15 protein-coding genes and 2 pseudogenes are annotated in these 23459 nt (G+C 57.8%); 7 read left to right on the plus strand and 10 right to left on the minus strand.

What is annotated here, in order from left to right:
- Positions 1 to 790 precede the first annotated feature (790 nt).
- Positions 791 to 1603: a PRC-barrel domain-containing protein gene (locus P3R82_RS06935; RefSeq protein WP_283193572.1), complete on the plus strand. Its 813-nt coding sequence runs from the start codon at positions 791 to 793 to the stop codon at positions 1601 to 1603.
- Positions 1604 to 2576: 973 nt separating this feature from the next.
- Here P3R82_RS06935 and P3R82_RS06940 read toward each other — a convergent pair.
- From P3R82_RS06940 to P3R82_RS06975, 8 genes are all read right to left on the minus strand, one after another.
- Entirely contained in the window at positions 2577 to 4571 is a 1995-nt protein-coding gene (locus P3R82_RS06940; RefSeq protein WP_283193573.1) for a BCCT family transporter, read from the minus strand.
- Between the two features lie 163 nt (positions 4572 to 4734).
- Positions 4735 to 6954, minus strand: a complete 2220-nt coding sequence (locus tag P3R82_RS06945; RefSeq protein WP_111564657.1) for a mechanosensitive ion channel domain-containing protein — start codon at positions 6952 to 6954, stop codon at positions 4735 to 4737.
- A 1247-nt stretch (positions 6955 to 8201) separates the two neighbouring features.
- Positions 8202 to 8921, minus strand: coding sequence for a hypothetical protein (locus P3R82_RS06950; protein WP_283193574.1), 720 nt, complete (start codon positions 8919 to 8921; stop codon positions 8202 to 8204).
- A 124-nt stretch (positions 8922 to 9045) separates the two neighbouring features.
- Positions 9046 to 9648 carry a YecA family protein gene (locus tag P3R82_RS06955; protein ID WP_283193575.1) on the minus strand — a complete coding sequence of 201 codons (603 nt, stop codon included), beginning with the start codon at positions 9646 to 9648 and terminating at the stop codon, positions 9046 to 9048.
- Complete coding sequence (locus tag P3R82_RS06960; RefSeq protein ID WP_283193576.1) at positions 9645 to 11216, minus strand: IS66 family transposase; 1572 nt, start codon at positions 11214 to 11216, stop codon at positions 9645 to 9647. Before P3R82_RS06960 ends, P3R82_RS06955 begins: the two co-directional genes overlap by 4 nt.
- A gap of 49 nt (positions 11217 to 11265) precedes the next feature.
- Complete coding sequence (gene tnpB / locus P3R82_RS06965) at positions 11266 to 11619, minus strand: IS66 family insertion sequence element accessory protein TnpB (RefSeq protein ID WP_283193577.1); 354 nt, start codon at positions 11617 to 11619, stop codon at positions 11266 to 11268.
- Positions 11561 to 12091 carry a transposase gene (locus P3R82_RS06970; protein ID WP_283193578.1) on the minus strand — a complete coding sequence of 177 codons (531 nt, stop codon included), beginning with the start codon at positions 12089 to 12091 and terminating at the stop codon, positions 11561 to 11563. The genes tnpB and P3R82_RS06970 overlap by 59 nt, the downstream gene beginning before the upstream one ends.
- 717 nt (positions 12092 to 12808) lie before the next feature.
- A complete protein-coding gene (locus tag P3R82_RS06975; protein ID WP_111564651.1) occupies positions 12809 to 13801 on the minus strand; it encodes a LacI family DNA-binding transcriptional regulator in 993 nt (330 codons plus the stop codon).
- Positions 13802 to 13979: 178 nt separating this feature from the next.
- On the opposite strand from P3R82_RS06975, the gene P3R82_RS06980 reads away from it, so the two are divergent.
- The 5 genes from P3R82_RS06980 to ugpC all read left to right on the plus strand — a co-directional run bounded on the left by P3R82_RS06980 (position 13980) and on the right by ugpC (position 20163).
- Positions 13980 to 15224: a sugar ABC transporter substrate-binding protein gene (locus tag P3R82_RS06980; protein WP_112436527.1), complete on the plus strand. Its 1245-nt coding sequence runs from the start codon at positions 13980 to 13982 to the stop codon at positions 15222 to 15224.
- A 75-nt stretch (positions 15225 to 15299) separates the two neighbouring features.
- Positions 15300 to 16226: a sugar ABC transporter permease gene (locus tag P3R82_RS06985; protein ID WP_283193579.1), complete on the plus strand. Its 927-nt coding sequence runs from the start codon at positions 15300 to 15302 to the stop codon at positions 16224 to 16226.
- The gene (locus P3R82_RS06990) at positions 16226 to 17095 is read left to right on the plus strand and encodes a carbohydrate ABC transporter permease (protein ID WP_283193580.1); all 870 of its coding nucleotides are present in this window, start codon (positions 16226 to 16228) and stop codon (positions 17093 to 17095) included. Before P3R82_RS06985 ends, P3R82_RS06990 begins: the two co-directional genes overlap by 1 nt.
- Before the next feature lie 29 nt (positions 17096 to 17124).
- Entirely contained in the window at positions 17125 to 19056 is a 1932-nt protein-coding gene (locus tag P3R82_RS06995) for a beta-L-arabinofuranosidase domain-containing protein (protein ID WP_283193581.1), read from the plus strand.
- 9 nt (positions 19057 to 19065) lie between these two features.
- Entirely contained in the window at positions 19066 to 20163 is a 1098-nt protein-coding gene (gene ugpC / locus P3R82_RS07000; RefSeq protein ID WP_283193582.1) for a sn-glycerol-3-phosphate ABC transporter ATP-binding protein UgpC, read from the plus strand.
- 70 nt (positions 20164 to 20233) lie between these two features.
- Here ugpC and P3R82_RS07005 read toward each other — a convergent pair.
- A pseudogene (locus P3R82_RS07005) lies at positions 20234 to 20443 on the minus strand (proline iminopeptidase); the annotation flags it as partial.
- Between the two features lie 644 nt (positions 20444 to 21087).
- Here P3R82_RS07005 and P3R82_RS07010 point away from each other — a divergent pair.
- Positions 21088 to 22929: a HipA domain-containing protein gene (locus P3R82_RS07010; RefSeq protein ID WP_112989562.1), complete on the plus strand. Its 1842-nt coding sequence runs from the start codon at positions 21088 to 21090 to the stop codon at positions 22927 to 22929.
- A 338-nt stretch (positions 22930 to 23267) separates the two neighbouring features.
- On the opposite strand, the pseudogene P3R82_RS07015 reads toward P3R82_RS07010, so the two are convergent.
- A pseudogene (locus P3R82_RS07015) lies at positions 23268 to 23444 on the minus strand (mandelate racemase/muconate lactonizing enzyme family protein); the annotation flags it as partial.
- Positions 23445 to 23459 lie beyond the last annotated feature (15 nt).

Here is a 23459-nt window from a genome sequence, read left to right on the forward strand (position 1 = left end):
GTTTCGGGATCAAGACATGCGGAAAAACAAAGATCTAGAGCGCGACGAGCGAATCTGAAAGATCGCGTCGCGCTATATAAAACGGACCAGCAATCGCTTGGCCGCTTTGGTGTTGCGGCGAACCTGAACGATTTCAAACCCGATATCCGTCTTGGTCCTCGGCGCGTCACAGCAGCACTTTCTACCTCCCTTTGAACCGCAGCTTCTTCGAGATGCCACACGTCGCTGCATGAAGGCGCTTTTCGGTGCGACCGCGCGGTCATCATCAACTCATGCGGACCTACACCATCGACGGATCGTCTCATACGAGACTGCCGCGCCGCGTTCCAGCATCATTTCCTCGACTTCGCGCAGGCTGAATTGAACTGAAAGGACAGCCAGATTGCGCGGGCGACGATTTCGATAGGGACGCGATGTTTCGGTCGGCGTCGAGCTGTCATCATGCCCCGACTACCGCAAACCGATTGACGAAAAATCAATGGGACAACAGCCACACGACCATTACGGCAGCGGCGGACCAGGATGCGATGCCAGAGCGACATGCGATGTCCCTGGCAATGCGGGATCAGGTCCACTTGTTCTCTTGTCGGCCTGATCGCCTCATGCCGCGTGGTTGCTCGCTTCACGGTCCCCGTTCACCAAATATCGGAACTATTCGGACCCTTGGCAGTTCACAGTAAGCGGAGTTCATCCGGCTCGCTCATTTCAAAGCGGATTTGTGTTATCGCAGTGCAAAAAATCTCCGTTGCATTTTTTGCGATCGGGCCAACCGAAAAACGGGGAGATTCCCATGAAAAAGTTTGTTACAGCCACAGCCCTCGCCGCAGCATTGCTTAGCGGAGCCGCTTACGCGGCGACGATGGCACCGATGGCTATGTACCAGCAACAGCCAACCGACATCATGGCATCCAAGTTCATTGGCATGCGCCTTTATGCGACCGAAACGCCGATTACGGCTGACATGATGGTCAAATCGGGCGCTGAGAAGGACTGGGATGATATCGGTGAGATCAACGAAGTGATTCTGAGCCGCCAGGGTGAAGTGAAGGCGGTCGTCTTGGGTGTCGGCGGGTTCCTTGGCATCGGCGAAAAGGACGTTGCCATCGCGATGAAGGACGTCAAGTTCGTGCGCGATGGTGACGGTCCGGATGATTATTTCCTCGTCGTTAATGCAAACAAGCAGATGCTGACGGATGCGCCCGCTTACAAGGCGCCAAGCACCACGATGGCAAACAATACGGCGACGACTCCTGCCCAGACCGGAACGGCTGACAACACCGCGATGATCCGTCCGGACATTAAGCGAGACGGCTACCGCGCATCGGATATGAAGGATCTCACCTCTGAAACTCTTACCGGAGCGCATGTTTACGGCGCGAAAGACGAAGACATCGGTGAGGTCGACAAGCTGGTCCTCAACGCCGACGGAACGGTCAAGCAGCTGGTGCTAGATATCGGTGGATTTCTCGGGATGGGAGAACATCGTATTGCCGTGCCTCTCAATCAGGCAAACATCATGCGCAACGAGAAGGGCGACGACGTCAGGGTTTATGTCGATGCCACTAAGGAGAAGTTGAAAGCGCAGCCTGAGTATACAAACTAACCATCCAGACGCCGGTCCGTAAATGGACCGGCGTCAATCTAATCTGGGAGTTGGCAGCAGAAGAACGGCAAGTGCGGAATCTAGGGCGTTCAATCCAATCCAAACCGGTGATGGGGAAGAACGACTTTCAAGAGCCTAGAACGTCTACACTGTGCTGCTTGGTCGCTCAGGATGCCGAAATGTCCGATGGAATTTCTCGATCCACGGCCTTCTGAAGGGCGGGATACCTGGCCGCCGTGACGACTTTAGTGATCTGCGGCGATATTCAGCAGACACTGTACCTCGATGTGTTTCTGTGGTGCAGCTGGCCAAGGTTGCTATGCGGACGCCCGCAACGTCTGAACTTTGCTCATGCGAGTGTCTGATACCGCAGCCAGACGGACGAGCCGAATTCTATCGTTAATTCAGCATTCTCGATGGACAGCTGCTGCTGCAACCGAACCTCACGCAGCCGGTCGCGTTGGGGTATGGGCCGGCGGCCCCGCCACAGACGCGTGCGATTTGTCGCGCGGCGTTGGCACTGCGGGTCCTTGCGCGTCACCTTCTTGTTTTTTCGTGGCTTTGATCGGCCTGGCCGAACGTCAGTTGGTGTCCTTGTCGCAAATGCGCAGGCCTATGTAGCCATGATTTCCGGCTTCGTTGTGGCCGACTGGTTGGCGCTTGCCTCGACAAAAAGCATCAAAGAACGTCAATCTGTGATCGGTGTGTCAGACCTTTCCTGATTTTGGTCAGAATCGGACGTGCATTTGCTCGCGCGATTGCGTTTGTCTTTTTTATCCTCCTTGCTATCTACCTCGCCTTCACTCGTAATGACCGGAAAGCTCTTTCGCTGTGTAGTGTATGTCTGTGCCGCTCTGCATTGTTGCACCTCTTTCACAGAGAGGCTGGGATGCGACCGTTCCTTCAAACCATGCAACAGAAAGCAATGCGTGGTGAGCGGCTAAACCCGTCCGCCACCACGCACTGTCTGAAACTACACACCGGATTGATGTTCCGGGGCGCTGTGGACCAACTGAAACTCCGGCGAATGGACGAGATGCAGATATCGTTCGAACTGGGCAAGCACATCGCTTATCAACTGATCCCGTGACATGCCCATCACGTCGTAGCCGCGGTTTCCGCTCGAGAAGTATGTGCGCGCTTCGTAACGAAGTTCTGCCGAGCCGGCGCGAACGGGTGTGAAGCTGGCAATTCGGTGACCAACGACGCTTACGCCGTAGACAAAGTCGCGAACACCGTCTGCAGGCGAGCGAAGAGCAATGGCCCTATCACGCTCTTCCTCCACCACCTGAGTATGCCTGCCGCGAGAGCTGAGTTCAGCAGCAACCTGATCAAGCGCCGGTCGCACCTGTGTATCAATGAAGCGTCGAACGTCCTTCTCCGTCGCGGCCGTCAGCATGAGCGCCAAACGGCGCTGCCACGTTTGCCCCGACGCAGGCTGGGCGGCCGGAAGCGGGTTCTGTCCATGATGGGCATCTCGCTGCGCCAGGTCTTCCCGCATGCCGAGGTAGAGCGACAGGACGAGTGCCAACATGACGATGGTGAAGGGCAGGGCACTGGCGACCGTCGCCGACTGTAGGGCCGTAAGTCCGCCTGCCAGCAGTAGGCAGCCGGCGACGATACCCTCCATCGCACACCAGAACACACGCTGCCCCGTTGTTGTTTGCGTCTCGCCGCCAGCCGCGATGGAATCGACTACTAGCGCACCGGAATCGGCCGAGGTTATGAAAAAGATCGAAACCAGAAGGACAGCAAGTGTCGACGTCAGTCCGGAGAGCGGCAGGTATTGAAAGAAACGGAACAGACCGACCGAGACGTCATCGGCAATGGCCGTGCCCAGAGCACCGGCCGCGACACCGGTATCGATGAACATCGCCGTATTGCCGAAGACTGTCATCCAGAAAAAGGTAAAACCCGCTGGAATGAAGAGCACAGCCATGACGAATTCGCGAACGGTTCGACCGCGGGAAATACGAGCAATGAACATTCCGACGAATGGCGACCAGGATATCCACCACGCCCAATAGAACAGGGTCCAGCTATCGATCCAGGGCGTTGGCTGATAGGCGTAGATATTGAAGGTTCTTAGCACCAGGGTGTCAAAATAAAGACCGAGGTTCTGAACAAAATCGCGCAACAATTGGCTGGTTGGCCCGACGACAAGAACGAACACCATCAGCAGGATGGCAATGATGAGGTTGGTCTCGGACAGGATACGCACGCCTTTGTCGAGGCCGGTAACAACGGAGACCGTGGCCATTGCGGTGACGACCGCAATCAGGGGAAGTTGGAGTTCAATGCCGATCGGAATACCAAGCAAGTGGTTGAGGCCAGCATTAATCTGCGATACGCCGACGCCAAGAGAGGTGGCGATACCGAACATCGTGCCGACAATGGCAAAAATATCGACGGCGTGGCCTATCGGGCCATCGACCCGGCTTTTAAGCAGTGGGTACAGCCCCGAACGGATGGTCAGCGGCAGATTAAAGCGGTAGCCGAAATAGGCCAGCGACAGTCCAACCACCGCATATATCGCCCAGGCGTGGATGCCCCAATGGAAGAAGGTGACGGTCATCGCCTCTCGCATGGCTTCGATCGAGCGAGGTTCGGCCGTTGGCGGTGCCATGAAGTGCGTCATCGGCTCGCCGACGGCATAAAACATAAGCCCGATACCCATGCCGGCGGCAAAAAGCATTGCGATCCATGAGACGAAACGGAAATCCGGGACAGAATCGTCCGGGCCGAGCTTCAATTGTCCAAAACGACCGAAGCAGAGCACCAGCACCGCGAGCAGGAAGACGCCGACCGAAAGCAGATAGAACCAGCCGAAGGCGCCGAGGATAGAGGTCTGGATCGCCCCGAACAGCGCCCCGGCCTGGCCGGGGACAAGCACGCCGACTCCAAGGAACAGGCCAATGACAATGATGGAACCGTAGAAGACCGGTGGATTGATGATGAAGCTTTTCATAGGCGAGAACTGCCTTTCTTCGCTTGATACGGCGCTCCCGGAAATCCTAAAGCAACCGGTCATTCACTTGGACTGGCATGAGAATTAGGACTCTCTCATGCAAATTCCATCTCAGGTCGAAGCGCCTAACCGGCAGCATATGCTCGGCCTGGCGCATCGCCGATTAAGGCTGCAGGATCGGCTTCACATCGCTTTCCGGTAATTGATTTGGGTGCGTTCCGCCCTTCAGCCGCAGCGGTGGCGCCTTGCCGGCCTTGTCCTCGCCCATATAGAGCGTGACATGCGGGAACGGGATTTCGATACCACGGCGATCGAAGACCTGCTTGATGAACTCGTTATAGACGCGGCCGGCCCCCCAGTGCCCGCCGGCGACCGTCTTGATGCGGGCACGTACGGTGATGGCGCTGTCGCCGAAGGCGGTGATGCCTTGCATGTCGAGCTTGTCGATGATTTTTTCGCTCCACTCGGTCTGCATCAGGAGATCGAAGGCTTCGTGCATCGCCTTCTTCACCTCGTCGATATTTTCTCGATAGGCAACGCCGATCTCGGCGACATGGTAGCCAAAACCCTTGACCATGTTGGAGACGGTATCGACGGAGGAGAACGGAATGAGGTGCAGCGTTCCGTCCAGCGAGCGGATCGAGACTGAGCGGATAGTCAGCTTTTCCACGACGCCGCTGACACTACCGAGGCTGACGACATCGCCCTCGTTCATCACGTTCTCGAGCTGGATGAAGACGCCGGTGATAATGTCTTGGACCAGTTTCTGGGCGCCAAAGCCGATCGCGAGACCCAGCACGCCAGCACCCGCCAGAAGCGGCGCGATGTTGACGCCGATCTGGGCCAACGCCAGCATCGACACCAAGACAACTAGGGTGATGGTGAAGGCGTTTCGGAAGAGAGACAGCAGTGTCTTCTCGCGGCTTGTAGGTATCGTGCCGAATGCCGGATTAAGCCGGTATTCGACCCAGGAGGACATAGCCAGATAGGCGACGAAGCCGATTATAAGGATAACCAGTGCGGCAAAGGCCGATCCGCTGATCCGTTGACCAGCTTCAGAAGACAGCCATCCGAGAAAGTCGATCAGGCCCCATGACTGGGCAATAGCAACTACGACCCCGATCGTCACCACTGTCCTGATGATCTGCATCACACGCGGAACGAAGGCCTGTAGCCTTCCCTCCAAGGCAGGCAGGCGGGCGCGAACATCCTCAGGCAACCTGAGACCTCCATTGGCAAAGCGACCGACAAAGGCAATGATCAAACCGCCAACGACCACAGCGACGATCGACTTGATCGTGGCGGCCATCATGAAGGGGAGAGCGGCTGTTGGATTGACGAGCCAGACGAAGAAGATCGCAATCAGATAGGCGATTGCCAAAAGATGCCAGATGCCGGCGAGAAATGCTCCACTGCGGCCGATAAAGTCTGTCCGGCCGCCGGCTGCACGAGACGACAAGGCCTGTCGCACACGATCGCGGTTCTGCAGGATGACGATGATAGCAATGACCAGTGCGGTGAGCATCACCAGAACACGAACCGCCTGGGCCGCTGCTTCGGATACATTCGACGCGAGGATGGGCGCGACAAACATGAAGGTGTACCCGACAAGCGAGACGGCGCGCGCTGCCCAAAAATACCAGTAGGCCGCCATGGTATCGGAAACGAGCACAAATCGAAGCGCCGGGAAGCGTGGCTGCAGCGCGAGCCGCATTGCGACCTTCAGCATCTCTACCATCAGAAAAGCATTGAGAAGGAGGGTCTGGTTGATATCCATGCGGCCGGTGGCGCCACCGACGACCTGCAGCGCAATCACGTAACCGGCACCCCAGGCCAAGGCAACGGTCACGATATCCGCGACTGTGGCAATCACAGTAAAGATCGTCCGGATCGACCAATGGCGGCCGACTGCCCGGCGATCCAGGCCCCGTTGAAGAAGGTGAACCAACATCCGCAACACAAAGAACGAAGCAAAAAGGCCGGCGCCAACGAGGATCACATTGAGGACCAGAGTCTGGATTGCACTATAGTCGACCGTGCTCGTGCCAGTGAAGATGACAGCCAGCCCCGCGACGCCGCTCCAGACCGCTTCACCACCGGTGACAATCTGTTCTGCCGCCGCTCTTGTTTGTTCAGCGATCTGACGGGCGATGGTGGGATGCTCTTCTACCGGCTCCTGAACCTGATGTGCTGCCGCTTCATTTTTTAGTCTCGTGAGAAGGTCATTTCGGGCATGTTCATTCTCAAGAATCCGGATCAAATCGTCGACGCTACTGGCCGGCTGCGGTGTTGGCGAAGATGGCTCCTGCGCATATGAAGGCGCTGGAACGAAGAGAAGAGCCAACAGAAACAACAAGCTGGCGGCAATACGTCGGAAGGGCATGACATCCTTTCGGGATTCGTAATTTAGGCGAAAGCATGGCGCCCCCATCGCTTTCGTCAACCCTTAGGCGTTCACAAAAACACGATCCCCTTCGGTAGCCGCGTCGACGTGACAGTTAATTTCTTCGCACTACAGATTGAAAAGACGGCGGCAATCGAAAGTTATGTCCTGAGCGGCGACGTCCGGGACGGTAATGCCGAGTGGTGTGTGCCGCAACCGAGCGTTATGCTGACCGTCGGCGGGCCCGCCGAGTAGATGAGAGCCGCGATCACAATGAGCGCCCCCTAGAAGAGGTACTGGTAGGTCTGCGTCAGGCTGAGAAATGTCACCGCACTGAGAACTTCGGCCAGCAGCACCGCGACCATGATGGGGCCTACGAACGTCCCTCACCTGCAAGGCTGGTTCCACATAGGTCCTGTTGACAAAGTATGGCAGCCATATCTTGGCTGCAGCTAGGGCAAGGAATGCTGCGAAGGACAATCGGGTTTGTCGTATCGGGCCGCGACGCGGCGGAAATGTTTGCTGCGTGCCGCCTAGCCAAAGACTTGTTACCGGTCTCAAATTAATTGCTAATTCTCAAATTAGGTGCCCGGCTAAGTTATTGAAAGAGTTGAGGCGGAATCTGATAGTTAAATACAAACCTACACTACGCGTCCCGGCTTTTTCAGCGTTTCAAGATTTGCTCATCGAGGAGATACGGGTTCAGAAGGGCGGTGGGGGCTGAGCGTTGCCCCACATAGCTGAGGCAGCGGCCTAGGCGACGCGGCCCTTGCGCCCATTTCGTTTTCAACCTGCCTCATCCTGCCACGCTCAAACGCGCCCGTGACGGCCCCTCGAAGTTCGCCGCAACCTCCGCGCGTTACATGTTAACGCATATTTTCGACGAATAACTCTGCGTTGTCGCACAATTCCTTAAGCTGACAAATGCTACGATGGCGACTTCCTGCGCGAGGAACTGCTGATCAACGGGATCAGGCCGGTTATTCCACCAAAGACCAACCGGAAGAACCCTCTGTCGGAATGGTGCCCGCACTCGATCGTGAAGTTCACCATTGAGCTCGGCCGTCCGAACCTGCATGAGCATGTGAGCGCCATGGAGCGTCCATCGCATCTGTTGCTTCTTGACCATCCTCTTGCCGACCAACGAGTTCACCTCTGACCCGGCGAGGGTGCTGGCGACACGAAGCCCAGGCTCGGTGGCGCTGTCCATAGTTGACGATCGCGCCACGGTTCGAACGAATATAGGTCTAAAGTCGCGAACCGAAGCTGTGAAGCCTTGATAGCGAGGAACCACCTTCTTGCTGTAACGGTTTCAGCCGTGCCAAAGCGGCCCCGAGATGACGGATGGCGCGATCGATACTTCCGTGCCACAGGCGCCATTTCACAGCCGTGATCTCCCTGTCGATGGACGAAAGGGTTTCGAAGAGATCGGATTGGGATCGCACCATGAAGTCCGCGATCTGCTGCATAGGCTGGATCCGCATGGCAATGTGGAACCAGTCGATAATATGCGTCGTCGGTTTCGGCAGGATACGAGGCAGGCGCTTGAGGATTTCAGCCCCATCCGAGAGCACGGTAACGTCGCCGTAACCGCAATACCCCTCCCGTCGAAGCGCATGCCAAGTTCGATCCCGGATTGCCTTGTGATCGGTGTTGGCAGTGACAAAACAGCGGCCGCCGCCATCGCCGCTACCACCACGACCACATCGGGCAACAACAAGCTCGAAGCTTCGGGCTGAATAGCGTTCGGCGCTACGAACATGGGCAGTGTCGATGCTGATGACGAACTCTTCGCGTCGATCACCTGGAAGCGGCATTTCGAGTTGGTGCCGCTCCTCCATCTTCCTTGTCGCGAGCCATTCTTCGTTTGCAATCTGGTCGTCGATCCGCTCACCGACCCTGATGGTACGCTTGCGCACTGTCGCGTGCGTCTCGGTTGGCTCAATAGGAAGAAACTTCTTGAGCACGCTCGCCGCTTGTCTGTAGGTATCCGTTGCAAGCGTCCCACTACGATTTGGCTTGACGTTTGATGGGCTCTGCGCGGTCGGGTGTCGTTGAAGGCGTTATAGGAAGCGGCCGTCGTCGATCCGACTAGATGTCGTTTGCGGGAGCGCCTGGATTGAAGCGGATCGGCTTGCAGTGCGCGTAAATGCTCTCGACCGCGATCGGGATCGCTCGCCATGCGTCTGCAAGAAGGTCCTCAGGGAGTTTTGGGAACGCCGCTGCGATCACCTCGATTAGATCGGGCTTCGTACATTGAACGAGTATGCCCATGATCGGTTCGCCGGTCTGCTTTTGGGCGAGCAACGGTGCCCAAGCGCCGAGGTTCAGGCTCATGGCGCCGTAGAACCCGTCGGCCCAAGCTCCAGAAAGCACTTCTTCGTCGTCCGTGCGCATCAACACCGGAGCATATCGGCGGGGCGCCGTCAGTTGGTGGGCGATGAGGTTGTAGTGGTCGACGATCGTATCGATCACTGCCTGGACCTCGTTGCCGACGAACGCTCTTTTCTCGTGTTCGCCGATGACATGGAACATCCAGTCATTGGGTAACAGGAAGACCGGTCCCGCAGCCAGACCGGTCAGGAAGCCGTTTAACATCGAAACGCCCCCACACGGTGGTGCCGGTTCGGTCTTGTCGAACCAGGTCTCCAACTGCTCCAGGGTCAGAAGTTTTGCACGCTTGGGGCTTTTCACGCTGCGACCGCCATATTCATATCCGCATGTTCCTCTTTCCAATGCCACGGCAGGCAACGCTCCAAGGAAGTCGACTTTATCTCGCCCGACACGATGCGTTCAAGAATGTCGTTGAGCCACGTATAGGGATCGAGGCCGTTCAACTTTGCCGTGGTCAGCAAGGAGCCCAAAATGGCCCACGTCTCGGCGCCGCCATCACTGCCGGCGAACAGACTATTGACGCGCCCAAGCGCAACGCTGCGCATATTACGCTCGACGGTATTGGAATCGACCTCAAGTCTTCCATCCTCGAGAAAGAGGGTTAGGCCCGACCAATGTCCCAGCGTGTATCTAATGGCGGATGCGACGGGGTCCTTCGCGGATATATCCTTGATCGTGTTCATCAGGAGGATTTTCAGATCAGCCATCAGGCCCTTGCTCTTTTCCTGACGAACACAGAGCCGATGTTCGGCGCTCGTGCCGTGGATATTGGCTTCGATCGCATAGATCTCGGCCAGGCGTTCGATCACCACCCTGGCCAGCTCGGACTTATACTTCTTGAAGACATCGACGAACTTGCGGCGGGCATGGGCCAGGCAATAGGCAAGAGTGATCGTGCCGGCCCGACGGCCGGGGCGGGTCAAGCTCTTGTAGGCTTTGTAGGCATCGACTTGCAGAAGTCCTCTGTAGCGGACCAACTGCGACTGGATCTCCGTCTTGCCCCGCCCTTGAGCAAAGACATAGGCGACCGCCGGATAGGCTGGGCCATTCCACGGGCGATCGTCGACCGCATGAGCCCAGAACTGACAAATCTTCGTTCGTGTTCGGTCCCTTTTGAGCACGGGCATCCGGGTTTCGTCGACAAACACCCGAGGGTGACTGTGGATATAGGCCAATAGCTTGTCGTAGAGCGATCTCAGCCACCAGGCTGAACGCTTCACCCAGCCGCAAAGCGTCGACGTGTCTAACCGGATGCCTTGTCCCTTCAGCATCTGAACCTGGCGGTTGAGCGGCAGATACCAAGCATATCGCCATACGACTACATTGCTGATCAAGGACGTCGTCGCCAGGCCGCCATCAAACAAACGCGGCCTCGCCCTGACTTGAACGATGCCGGTTTCGCAGGCCCGGCGGGCGTATTTCGGGCGCACGGTGCGCAAGACGTAAAGTGTAGCCGGCCGCGACGCCAGGGCCTCGCTTTCATCTTCACCAATGCGATGGAGCTGCCTTTGGCAGCAGGCACATTCCAAGGATAGCGGCTCGATGACCTCAACGACGCGTTCAAGATGGTCCGGCAGGGCGCCGAGATTGCGCCGGGGTGGAGACTTGACACTTGCCTGGCGCGCCATCGTGGTGAGCCTGGCCTCATCGCTGGCCGAAGCCACCTCAGGGGCAAGGGCTACGTCCCCTAGATCGAGACGGGCTTGCCCCTCCAGAACGCTTATCGACTTTTCGGATTTTTGCCCAAAAGGCTGGGCGTTGGCCGCCTTCAAAAGAACCTTCAAACGCTCTATTTCAGCGTCTCTTTCCAGGACCATGCCGACCAGAATGTCGGGATCCCGAGGCAGGTGTCGTTCACGATCGAACATGTCCAACCCTAGCAAAAGCCCAAAGAATTGTCGATAGATTACAATGGGATCACGCTATTTTTGTGGGACGTTTCACCGCCTTTCTCTCCACCCTCGTCCAGTCCAGACCGTCGAGCAAAAGCGCTAATTCGCTCGCCCCAAGATGAACCGCCCCGTCGCGAACCGCAGGCCAAGTGAAGTGCCGGTCTTCCAAAATTTTCGTCAACAACACCATGCCGCTGCCATCCCAAACAATCATCTTCAATCGATCGTTGCGCTTACTGCGGAAGATATAGATATCACCGGAATAGGGGTTCGCACCGAGCGCTGTCGATACCAGCGCCGCCAGCCCATTGATGCCTTTCCTAAAATCGACCGGCTTTGAAGCAACCAAGATCCGCAAATCCGATCCAAGCGAGATCACGCGAATGCTCGCAGCGCATTGAACACCGTACGCAACGCATCCTCATCAACGCCGCCTCAATCACGACACAAGCACCGTTCATCTCAACGCGGACGGCCAACTTCGTGACAATAGCCGGATGGGCCAGGTCACACTGGCCCTCATCGACCCTGACCACTGGCACGAAACGCATGTCCTGCTCATCCGATACGCGCTCGCGGGTGCAGCGCCGCCAATAGTGTAACAGGCCTTGGCTCACGCCGTATTGACGCGCAACGGCCAAAATATTGGCGCCAGGCACAAAACTGGCTGCCGTAATCATCACCTTATCCTGCGGGCTCCAGCGACGCCGGCGCTCTTTGCCAAGAATTACCTCGACGCGGCGCGAACCCGATCTATCACCCCCGATATCGCCTTCCGCATAGTGCTGATGACGATCATCAGCACTATGCGGCGTCGCCTTCTCGTCGTCCTCGATTGGTACCAAATCCATAAATCCGACCCTCAAATTTCGATAGATCAAGATTATGCGCGAGCTGAAACGGACTTAAAATGTGGGGCGTTCGCAACGCTTACGTCTTTAGGACATAACGCTTCCCAGCCGTGCCGTCAGCTCCATCAGCTCAGACGTCGCCCGATCAGGGCAGACTTTCTTTAGTGGCGCGAACGCACCGACCATGCCTGGATAGCAATCGCTGCACATCATCCAGCGGGGATTGCGAACCTTCACTGTGCCAAAAACGGTTTCGATGCGGCGCGTCGTGTGATCTTTGACTGCTCGGAACGTGTGGCAGTCCAGGGCAGACACGGCGGTAAAGGGAATAGGTCTCGGCCTCATGGTTCACGACGGCGTTCCGCAGCGCTTCCATAATCCTCTTGCCGTCCTCAATCGACAGGCCGAGGTCACCATCAAACAGCCGCTCCCCCCGAGATTGTCTATGCGTATTTCCTTTCGGCAACTATCGCCGAACGCATTCTTGTCCTCGATCGTGATCGTTCATTCCACTGCCATCGTTGACTCCTCCATCGAGGCAATCAAGATGGCTCAGCCGGCACTAACAGTTCGTGAGCACCCCAGAAAAGGTACCGGTCTCCAACAGCCGCAATCTCACGGTTAACTGCCAAACGACACACTGCAGCAAGATCCGCGGCTGACGAAGACGAAGGGCCGTTCAGTTGTAAATCGATCGCGCTGGAATCTTCGCGTGGGTCACGCGGAGGCCCGTCTAACGAGACTGCAGGGATGCCGCACGATACCCGGCTCAAGTTTCTCGCGGCGAGAAAGCCCAAGGATCGCCAGGCCCGCCCGGCGCCCAATATCCTTGAGCGCCATGTCAAGCGTCGTGAGCGGTGGCCGTGTCTGCTTGGAGATGACCTCCCAGTTATCAAACCCGACGACCGCGACCTCATCGGGGATGGAGATCCCTCGATCGCGAAGCGCACCGATAACGCCACGGGCGATCTCGTCGCTGCCGCAGAAAATTGCATCGGGTTTCTTACCTGTCTGGGAATAGACCGCGTCGATTGCGGTGTGCCCCCACTCCTCGGACCACTCACCGAACATCACATCGAAAGCCCCCGAAGCTTCTCTGTAGGCCTCCGCGCGGATACGGGCGGCGAGATAGTTCTGTTCGCCGGTGATATGCAGGATGCGTGATCTGCCAAGGGCCTGGAGATGCTGCACGGCCAGACGCGCGCCCTGGGCATCATCAGGATGGAAGCTTACACTATCAGCGGGTCCCTGTGAGAATGCGTAGATGACTGGAATTCCAAGTTTCAGAAGCTCGGGCGGCGGCTCCAGGTCGATCCGCGTTGCGCTGAAGATGATCCCATCAACTTGTCGGTCCAGCAATGCATCAAGATGCAGCTTGGCAAGCCGCGGATCATTGTTGGTCGCGCAGAGGAAGAGCGAAACGCCGTGGTCGACAAGGATCTCGGACACGCCCGCCGCCATTGGAAGCGTCAGTCGACCATAGGTATCGTTGGTCAACATCCCAATGGCGTGACTGCGCTTTGTCAGCAATCCACGCGCGAGTGCATTCGGCCGAAAGCCAAGCTCGTCGGCAATCCGTTTGACCTTTTCACGCGTTTCGGCATTCGTCCGGCCGATACCGTTCAAAGCGTTTGAGGCAGTCGAAATGCTGACGCCGGCCGCCTTTGCCACATCTCGGATTGTTCGCCGTTTATCGTCCGGACCGGTCAAAATTCGATGCTCCTAGCTCATATGCTAAAACCTTTTAACAGAAAAAATATAGGAGATAAAAGGTTTTATCAAAAAGCTACCGTTAACGACCCGCCTCGCTGTCGACATATAATATTTCCTGATCTAACCTTCCCTTCGCCTTGAGGTCCTGGAGCCTCATAAGAGAAGGGGAACCCGCATGTACCGTCTAAAAACCACTATTGCAGCTGTCGCACTGTTGGCGAGCACTTCTCTCGCCAGCGCTGAAGAAATCACGCTATGGGTGCGTACGTCGTCAGGGGCAGTGCTCCAGGGGCTAGCCGAGAAATATAACGCCTCGCATTCCGACAAGGTCAATGTCACTCAGATCACCGCTGAACAGATGGTGCCGAAGCTCGGTGCCGCGATCGCCGGCGGCGCAGCGCCCGACGGCGCGGTGCTCGACCTCATCTATCTCCCGACCTTTGCCGCGAACGACAGCCTCGAAGACATCAGCGATTTCGTAAAGGGTCTTCCATACGCCGACGCCCTCAGCCCCTCGCATATTCGCCTGGCAACCTATGACGGCAAGGTGTACGGCGTACCTGCATTGCCTGACGCTTCGATCATCGCCTACAATACCGACCTCTTCAAGAAGGCGGGTCTCGATCCGGACAAGGCACCGGCCTCCCTCGAGGAGATTGCTGCCGACGCCAAGAAGATCCATGCGCTCGACAAGGAAACCTACGGCTTTTATTTCGTTGCCAATTCCGGCAGCTGGCTGATCTACGACTTCCTGCCGCATCTATGGGCCGCAAGCGCCGATGTCCTGAGCGATGACGGCCGCACCGCAACCGTCGATACGCCAGCGCTGCGCGAGACCGTTGCCGCTTATCGCGACATGTGGACGTCCGGCGCCATCCACCCGACCTCGCGCTCGGGCAACGGCAACAATGCGGTTGAAGCCTTCGCATCGGGCAAGGTCGGCATCCTGATGACCGGTTCCTACATCGTCAACTTGCTCACCAGCAAATACCCGGATGTTAAGTTCGCCGTCGCTCCGATCCCGGGTCCGAAGGGCGGCGCATCGAGCTTTGCCGGCGGTGATACCCTGGCACTCATCAAGGGCCTCAGCGAGGAAAAGAAGAAGGTCGCCCTGGACTTTGTGAAGTTCTACATGGAGCCCGAGCAGCAGGTTTATATCACGCAGGAATCCGGCATGCCGTCGCGCACGGATCTTGCCAAGGAAGCCTACGCGAAGTTCGACCAGCGCAACCTCATTGCCTATGACGTTCTGGCGAAAGCCCGCACGCCTTACACCTTCTCGTCGGATGAGCTTTTCGTCAGCCGCACCGGCCCATTCCTCAACCTGATCCAGGGCACGATCTTCGGCGATGACGTCGATGGATCGATCAAGAAGGCGCAGGACGACTTCACCAAGATCCTCGACCGCACCAATCCGTAACGGCCGCGTGCGGGGTGGGCTCTTCCGCCCCGCACTTCTCCAATCGCTGATGCGCACTTTCGAGTTCTTCGAGGAATGATTGTGGTCGACACCCCGACAAAGGATATGAAGCAGCCGATCTGCGGAGAACCGGAGCCACAGGGCTGGCTTGGATTGGCGTTCATCCTGCCTGGCTTTGTGTTTATCCTGGTGCTGTTTCTGGTTCCGCTCGCCATGACGATATGGATGAGCTTCTACAACTGGCCCCTGCTTGGGCGGAAGAAGTTCATCGGCTTTGCCAATTACGCTGAACTGCTTGGCGATATGCAGCTCTGGCACTCGCTGGGCTTCACCCTGCTCTACACGGTTCTGGTAACGGCCGCGATCTTTGCCGTGGCCTTTCCCTTGGCGCTGCTCGTCGATCGCCCGCTGCGATCTGCCGGCTTCTTCCGTACGATCTTCTTCATGCCGGTTGTCATCGGCTTCGGTGCGGCATCCACGCTCTGGATGTGGCTGCTCAACCCCGACAGCGGCGTCTTTGCCCAGGTCCTGCGCGGCATCGGCGTTATCAGCGCCGCACCCCGGCCGCTTGAAAGCTTCTGGCCGGCGCTTGCCGTGATCATCCTGATGGTGGTCTGGAAGACCGCGGGCTTCACCATGGTCATTCTGCTGACCGGTCTGCAGGGTATTTCCAACGACGTGATCGAGGCTGCCAAGATCGACGGTGCCAGCGTCCTCAGTCGCTTTCGCCGGATCACGCTGCCGCTCATGCGCAATTCGCTTGTGCTGGCCCTGGTCCTCAACGTTACCTCGTCGATGCTCGCCTTCGACCAGTTCTTCATCATCACGCAAGGCGGCCCCGAAAACAGCACGATCTCGGCGGTGTTCTCGATCTACCTTGCATCCTTCTCGTCCTACCGGCTCGGTTACGGCTCTGCGCTCTCCTTTGCGCTGCTAATTGTGCTGGTTGCCATCAGTGCCATTCAATTCGTGCTGTTGCGCGAACGCGCGGAGGAAGGCTGATGACCTCCACCCAATCCAATCCGAGCAGCAATCCGCGCGGCGGCCACACCAGCTATCTGCTGTTCCTGCTCGCATCGATTCTGTTTGCGATCTTCTTCATAATGCCGATCGTCTGGTCGCTGGCGAATTCGTTCAAGCCAGCGGCGGAAGCGCTCGCCAATCCGGCTGCGCTGTTTTCGAAGACCTTCTCGCTGGAAAATTACCGCCGCCTCGAGAATGTCGGTGCCGGATGGTACGTCTATGCGGGCAATTCCGTGCTGATCGCGGTAGGGACGGTGCTGCTGACAATCATCGTCTCGGTGCCTGCCGGCTACGGCTTCTCCAAGTTCAAGTTCCCCGGTCAGTCGATGCTGTTCGTCTTGATCATGGCGACGATGATGATCCCGTTTCAGTCTATCCTGACGCCGCTGTTCCTCATCCTGAAGATGCTCAGCCTGCAGAATAGCCTGTTCGGGCTGGTCCTGATCTACGCCACGTTCCAGCTGCCGTTTTCGGTCTTCATGATGCGCAATGCCTTTGATGCCGTGCCCAAGGCGCTGATCGAGGCAGCGCGCATCGACGGTGCCTCGCAGGCGACGATCCTACGGCGCATCATGTTGCCGATCGCTTTGCCTGGTGTGGCGACGGTGGCGATGTTCGCCTTCCTGAATTCGTGGAACGAGTTCCTGGCCGCGCTCATCTTCCTGTCGGACCAGAACAAGTTCACCCTGCCGATCATGCTGGTGAACGTTTCGTCTGGCCTCTACGGCATCATCGATTGGGGCGCATTGCAGGCCGGCATCGCCGTCACCATGATCCCCTGCATCATCCTCTTCCTTCTTCTGCAACGCTATTATGTGCGCGGCCTGACGGCCGGCGCCGTGAAATGAGAAGCGGTCCGTCCGCTCAAGGAGTCTTCATGTCTAATGCCCAGAAAGCACAGCCGCGGTTGCCGATCGACCGCTACGTTCCGGCCGACCACGCCCGCGTCACCTTCGACGGCGGTTTCTGGAAAAGCTGGACGGACACCGTCCGCGACGTCACCATTCCGACCCAGCACATGCGGCTGGACGAGGAAGGCTTCCTTGAGGTTCTCGATTTCGACAAGCCTGCCGGCCCGCTCGCCCGCCCGATCCAGCCGAGCGGCCTGTCGATGCAGCACTTCTTCGATTCCGATTTCGGCAAGTGGATCGAGGCCGCCAGCTACACGCTGAAGAACAATCCCAACCCTGATGTCGAGGCAAAGATCGATGCGATCGTCGAGAAACTCGAAAACGGCCAGATGGCTGATGGCTATCTGAACAGCTGGTTCATCCGCCGCGAGCCGGAAAACCGCTGGACCAACCTGCGTGATCTTCACGAGATGTATTCGATGGGCCATCTCCTCGAAGGAGCCGTCGCCTATTTCGAAGCGACAGGAAAGCGCCGCTTCCTCGACGTAATGATCCGTGCGGTCGATCATATCATCGATACGTTCGGCCGCGAGCCGGGCAAGCTTCGCGGCTATGATGCGCACGAGGAGATCGAGCTCGCACTCGTCAAGCTCTACCGCGTCACCAAGGATCCGCGCCACCTGAAGCTGGCGACCTACTTTGTCGATGAGCGCGGCCAAATGCCTTCCTACTACGACGAAGAAGCGCGCAAGCGTGGCGAGGATCCCGCAAGCTACGTGTTCCAGACTTACGCCTACAGCCAGGCCCACATGCCGGTGCGCGAACAGACCCAGGTTGTCGGTCATGCCGTGCGCGCGATGTACCTGTTCTCCGCCATGGCAGATCTTGCCTTCGAAAACGACGATGAAAGCCTGAAGAGCGCCTGTGGCCGACTGTTCGACAATCTGGTCGGGCGTCAGCTCTATGTCACCGGCGGCCTTGGCCCCTCGGCGTCCAACGAAGGATTCACGCGCGAATACGATCTGCCGAACGAGACTGCCTATGCCGAGACCTGTGCGGCTGTCGCGCTCGGCTTCTTCAGCCACCGCATGGCCCAGATCGAGCTCGACAGCAAATTCACCGACAAGCTCGAGACGGTGCTCTACAATGGGGCCCTTTCCGGAATTTCGCGCGACGGGGAGCATTATTTCTACGAGAACGTCTTGGAGAGCCATGGGCAGAACCGTCGCTGGAAGTGGCACTATTGCCCTTGCTGCCCGACCAACATCGCCCGGTTCATCACGTCGCTCGGCCAGTACTTCTATTCCACCAAGGCCGATGAGGTGGCGATCCATCTATACGGCGAGAACACGGCTGAGCTTTCCGTCGGCGACACCTTCCTGCGCCTGCAGCAGAAGAGCCAATATCCGTGGAACGGCGACGTCGCCATCGCGCTCGGCCTCGATCAGGCAAAGCGCTTCACCTTGCGGCTTCGCATTCCAGGCTGGTGCCGCGATGCGCGGGTCTTCGTCAATGACGAGGCCATCAAGCTCGACGTCACCAAGGGCTACGCCGCGATCGAGCGGGAATGGAAGGACGGCGATACCGTCAGGCTGGCTTTCGACATGCCGGTCGACCGCCTCTATGCCCATCCCGCCGCGACGGAAGACAACGGCCGCTTTGCGCTTCGGCGCGGGCCAGTGATCTTCTGCGTGGAGGAAGCCGATCTTGGAACCGAACCGCAACGGCTGAGATTGCCGGCGCAAGGCGAGATCGCCGCAAGCTTCGACGAGACACTGCTCGGTGGGGCGACCGTGCTTGAAGGTGATGCACTCGAAGCAGATGCATCCGACTGGCAGGAAACGCTCTATCGCACGCAACCGCCGGCGCTCAAGCCGACGCGCTTCAAGGCGATCCCGTACCACCTCTGGGCCAACAGAGAGCCGGGCGCCATGGCCGTCTGGCTGCACGAGAAGTAGGGGAACACCATGGCTCGCCTTGAACTTCGCAATGTGATCAAATCCTACGGCATCTACGAAGCCGTGCGCGGTATCGACCTCACAATCGAGGACAACGAGTTTGTCGTTTTCGTCGGTCCGTCGGGCTGCGGCAAGTCGACGACGCTGCGCATGATCGCCGGCCTGGAACATATCACCGGCGGCGATATCGTCATCGGCGATCAGGTCGTCAATCGGCTCGGCCCAGGCAAGCGCGATATTGCCATGGTCTTCCAGAACTATGCGCTCTATCCGCATATGAGTGTCAGGGAGAACATTTCCTTCTGCCTCGAGCAGCAGAAGCTCCCCAAGGCGCAGATCGACGAGCGCATCAACCGCGCCGCGGAGACGCTGCATATCACCGAGCTGCTGTCGCGGCGCCCCGGCCAGCTGTCGGGCGGGCAGCGTCAGCGTGTTGCCATGGGGCGCGCGATCGTACGCAACCCGAAGGTCTTCCTGTTCGACGAACCACTTTCCAATCTCGACGCCAAGCTTCGCGTTCAGATGCGCACCGAGATCAAGCGCCTGCACCAATTGCTGCCGACGACGACCGTCTATGTCACCCATGACCAGGTCGAGGCGATGACCATGGCCGATCGTGTCGTCGTGATGAACGGCGGCATCATCGAACAGGCCGGGCCGCCGCAGGAACTATACCATCGTCCGGTCAGTCAGTTCGTGGCGGGCTTCATCGGCTCGCCGTCGATGAATTTCCTGAACGCGAAGCTTGAGAGCGCTGGCGACGGATTGGTTGTCGTTCTCGACGATGGCAGCCGGCTTGCCGTTCCCGCGTCCCGGACCGCCGAATACAGGCCGCATGCGGGCAAGCCGGTCGTCTTCGGCATCAGGCCTGAATCGATATCGAGCGTTACGCAGAAACCCGGCTTTGAAACGGTCGAGGCGAATATTGATCTCGTTGAGCCGCTGGGTCCGGAAACGATGATCTACTTCAATATCGGGTCAGTCAGCCTTTGCGCCAACGTCGATCCGGAAAGCGAGCCGCGCCCGGGCTCGCGCATGCCGCTTTCCTTCAACATGAACCGCATGCACCTTTTCGATCCGGCCGGAGGCCGTTCACTTTCGTCCTGAAGGCGTCAGGGATGAACAGCTAAAAGTTTTCTGGCCGGCCTAGTTGCCGACCAGAGAACGAATTTTGGTTCTAGCCCAGTGGGCCGCCCCGCTCGCGCACCATCTGGCGGAGGCGCGAGAAGACGGCCGAAGACTGGCGGACGCCGTCATGTTCGAACTCGTTGGTTACCCAAGCCTGGACATTGCCGACATCTCTGGCAGTTTCCAGCGACAGTTTAGCATCGACATACATGTCGTCGAAGTAGACGGCCGCGGATACGGGTACTTCGCTCGATGCCAATGCACGGAGATCGGCGGTCCGATGGACAAGTAGTCCCATGCAAAATTGGTAGAGGGATATTTCACCAGCGCAAACGAGTGGCCAACTCCCGCACCAAACCACCCTCATTGATGGAAATGCGCTGGCGTCGCGGTACAATCTCCCGACGCCAGCCAAGAATCAGAATTCAGTCCACTTTGCAGTTGCGTTCCCACCAGCAGCTGCGACTTGACGGATCGCCGGGAAGGCTGCCGTGTTGCTCTGAGCCAGCCGCGTTGGTTGCGCAGGTTCACCACCAGCGCTTCGGATTTTGAAGGCAGAGACCTGTATGAACGCTGTAATACTAGTTCTGGATCTTCGGCGCTTTTTCAACGGTCCAGTGCAAGCTGACGATCATCGTCATGTTGACGCATGCGAAGGCGGGTCGGCATCATGACAGCGATGATCGTCGTCGCCATCGCCCCAATCGGTAATAAATCAATTATGGAAAAGGAAATATAGATTTCGATTAGATATCAGCTAGATAGATGATTTTTGATTGAGTTTAAGGTGTTGATTAGTGTCACTATCGCGTATTTCAGATACGCGATAGTGACGGCAATCTTGATGACCCGACGTAAATGATGTAACTTTTCCGTATCTGAAAGACGCGAAAGTTCCATATTATGCCCCTTTATCTCGTTGGCGAAAACATCGATAAAACCCGTAGCCACCGCCAAGCGGAGGCTGGGAAACTGGTCCAGCTCATGCGCGGCATCTACGTTGACGCTGATGATGATATCGATCAGACGGTACGCGCCCATGCGGTGCGCATCGCCAAATACCTCTATCCGAATGCCTACCTATCGGCCGCCAGCGCCGTGCTGCTTGCCCCCATGCGTGATGGCCGCCTGTTTCTGACCGGCCGCCGCGTGCAGCGCCAACGTATCAGAGCGCTCGAAATCATTCAGAACAAAGCGCCGGACCACCCCTCTGTCGCCCAGGCGGTAGTCGGCGATGACATGGGCGAGTTCCGCGTGGACGTGTCTTCGCTGCGCCAGCGTTTTCTGGAAGCCTTCCGCATCCGTAGTGAACATGCGGCCTCATTTGACGAAGACATGAAAGAGGCAATCGCTGCACGGCTGATCGAAGAATACGGAAGCCCGGAGAGCGCCGCCGATGCGGTGTTTAAGCTTGCCCGCGACAATGACTGGCTTAACGAAGGGAGTGCGGCTGAGCGTTTCCTAAAACGGAAGCCATCGGCCGCTGTCGCCGTTATCAACCAGGCTACGCTCGATCTAATCGTGGCGTGGCATGGCGCCGCAATCGGCAACTTGGTGCATGATGGCTTCGAATGGCGATGGAAGGCATCCGATCCGGATGGCCCGCCGCTTGTGCGCCAGACCACGCCCGGCAAATTGCCGCCCTTTATTGAATCGCTGTTGCCGGAAGGCTGGTTGAACCGAGTGCTGAACAGCCCGGACGAGCGGGCGGAACTGCGCACCGGTAAGCGCTATATGTCGAACATCACGATCGTAGAGCGAGCGAGCGAGCTGACGACGCTTCCAGCCGACATTCTACTGACGCGGCTGGCCGGCTTCACGACAAATCACCTGTTTACAGGGACCTATGTCGGTCCCGGCCGGGGTGATATTCATGATACGTTCGAACAGAACCTGGCAAAAATCTTCGCAACGGGCGCAACGCCGCGCCTGTCAGGCGTTCAAATCAAGGCGCCAATGTTTCTCGACGCCACCGGTACGCTTATGCCCAGTTCGAACAAGCCGTTCACACATATTCTCAAGCCCGCCGGAACATCGGGATTTGAGGCGCTGCCCGCAATAGAGTGGCAGTCCATGGAACTTGGCCGGGCGGCCGGGTTCATCGTGCCCGCCATTGCGCTTGTCGCTATGCCAGACGGCATGCCGCATGCGCTTGCAGTTGAACGGTTTGATATCCGCACAGGTCTTGACGAAATGCGCCGTATGGCGCTCGAAGACATGGCATCCGTTCTCGGCGTTCGGGCGGAAGACAAATACACAGGCACCATGGAGCGGATTGCGGCAGCCCTGCGTCCCCTCTCCACCGACGCCGATACCGATTTACTGCTGGTCTTGCGTCGGGCTCTGTTCGCGTGGCTGATCGCGGACGGCGACATGCACCTGAAGAACATGGCCGTCCTGAAAATCGCGGAACCAGGCAGAGGAGATTTTAGCTCGGTCCGTATGGCGCCGCTCTATGACGCTGTAACAACGCGGGTGTTTCCGAACCTTCAGAATGACCATATGGCGCTGAAAATCAGCGGCAAGGACGAACGGTTGAAAAGAGCGGATTTCCGCCGGTTTGCAGCTACGGCAAGTATTCCGGCGGCGGCGGCGGACACGGCCATGGATGAACTGGCGGCGGCCCTTGCGCGCGGCGTGGATGAGCTTGCTCTGCCGGACCCGCTGGCAGACGGTTCAGTCGGCGCTGAACGGGCGGCGCAGATGCGGGAAATTGTCCGCGAGCGTTTAGCCGCTTTTGATTAGCATCGAGCTAAATTTGACCTTAGGCAATGGGTCGCCCGGCAGGACTCGAACCTGCAACTAGTGTCGCCCGACCGTGAAAGCGGAGCCGAAGGGTGAAAATGCGAACGGCACCGCCGAAATGAGTCGGGCGAATCAGAATACGCAACGTTGATGGGGGCACCTCTATAATATTTCGCGACGTCACCTTTCAAAATGGTGTTTGACGGTAACGTAGCACCACATCGTTTCATAACGTTAATTTATGGAACCATCGGGCGGGCCTGGGTATGTTCGCCGGAGTTGGATAGCATTGAGGCGGTGATAAAAGCGTAAGTATCAAAACCCAACGTTCTTCCAGGCGGTGCCTCCCAGTATTCGAAGCTTTGCTTGGCGATCAGCTCCCCGTTGACTTCGATCCCGAGGCCCCGATCGTCCGAAACCGCATAATGCGCGCCTTCGAGCCTTGGTTGTACCGAGAAAAAGTCTTAATTGTCGAAGCCTAGATGCTTTTCGGCCCGGCTCGCGCGGGTCTCCAGAGTGCAAGGTGCCAA

Source organism: Rhizobium sp. AN80A, from assembly GCF_030053015.1.
Classification (GTDB): Bacteria; Pseudomonadota; Alphaproteobacteria; order Rhizobiales; family Rhizobiaceae; genus Rhizobium; species Rhizobium metallidurans.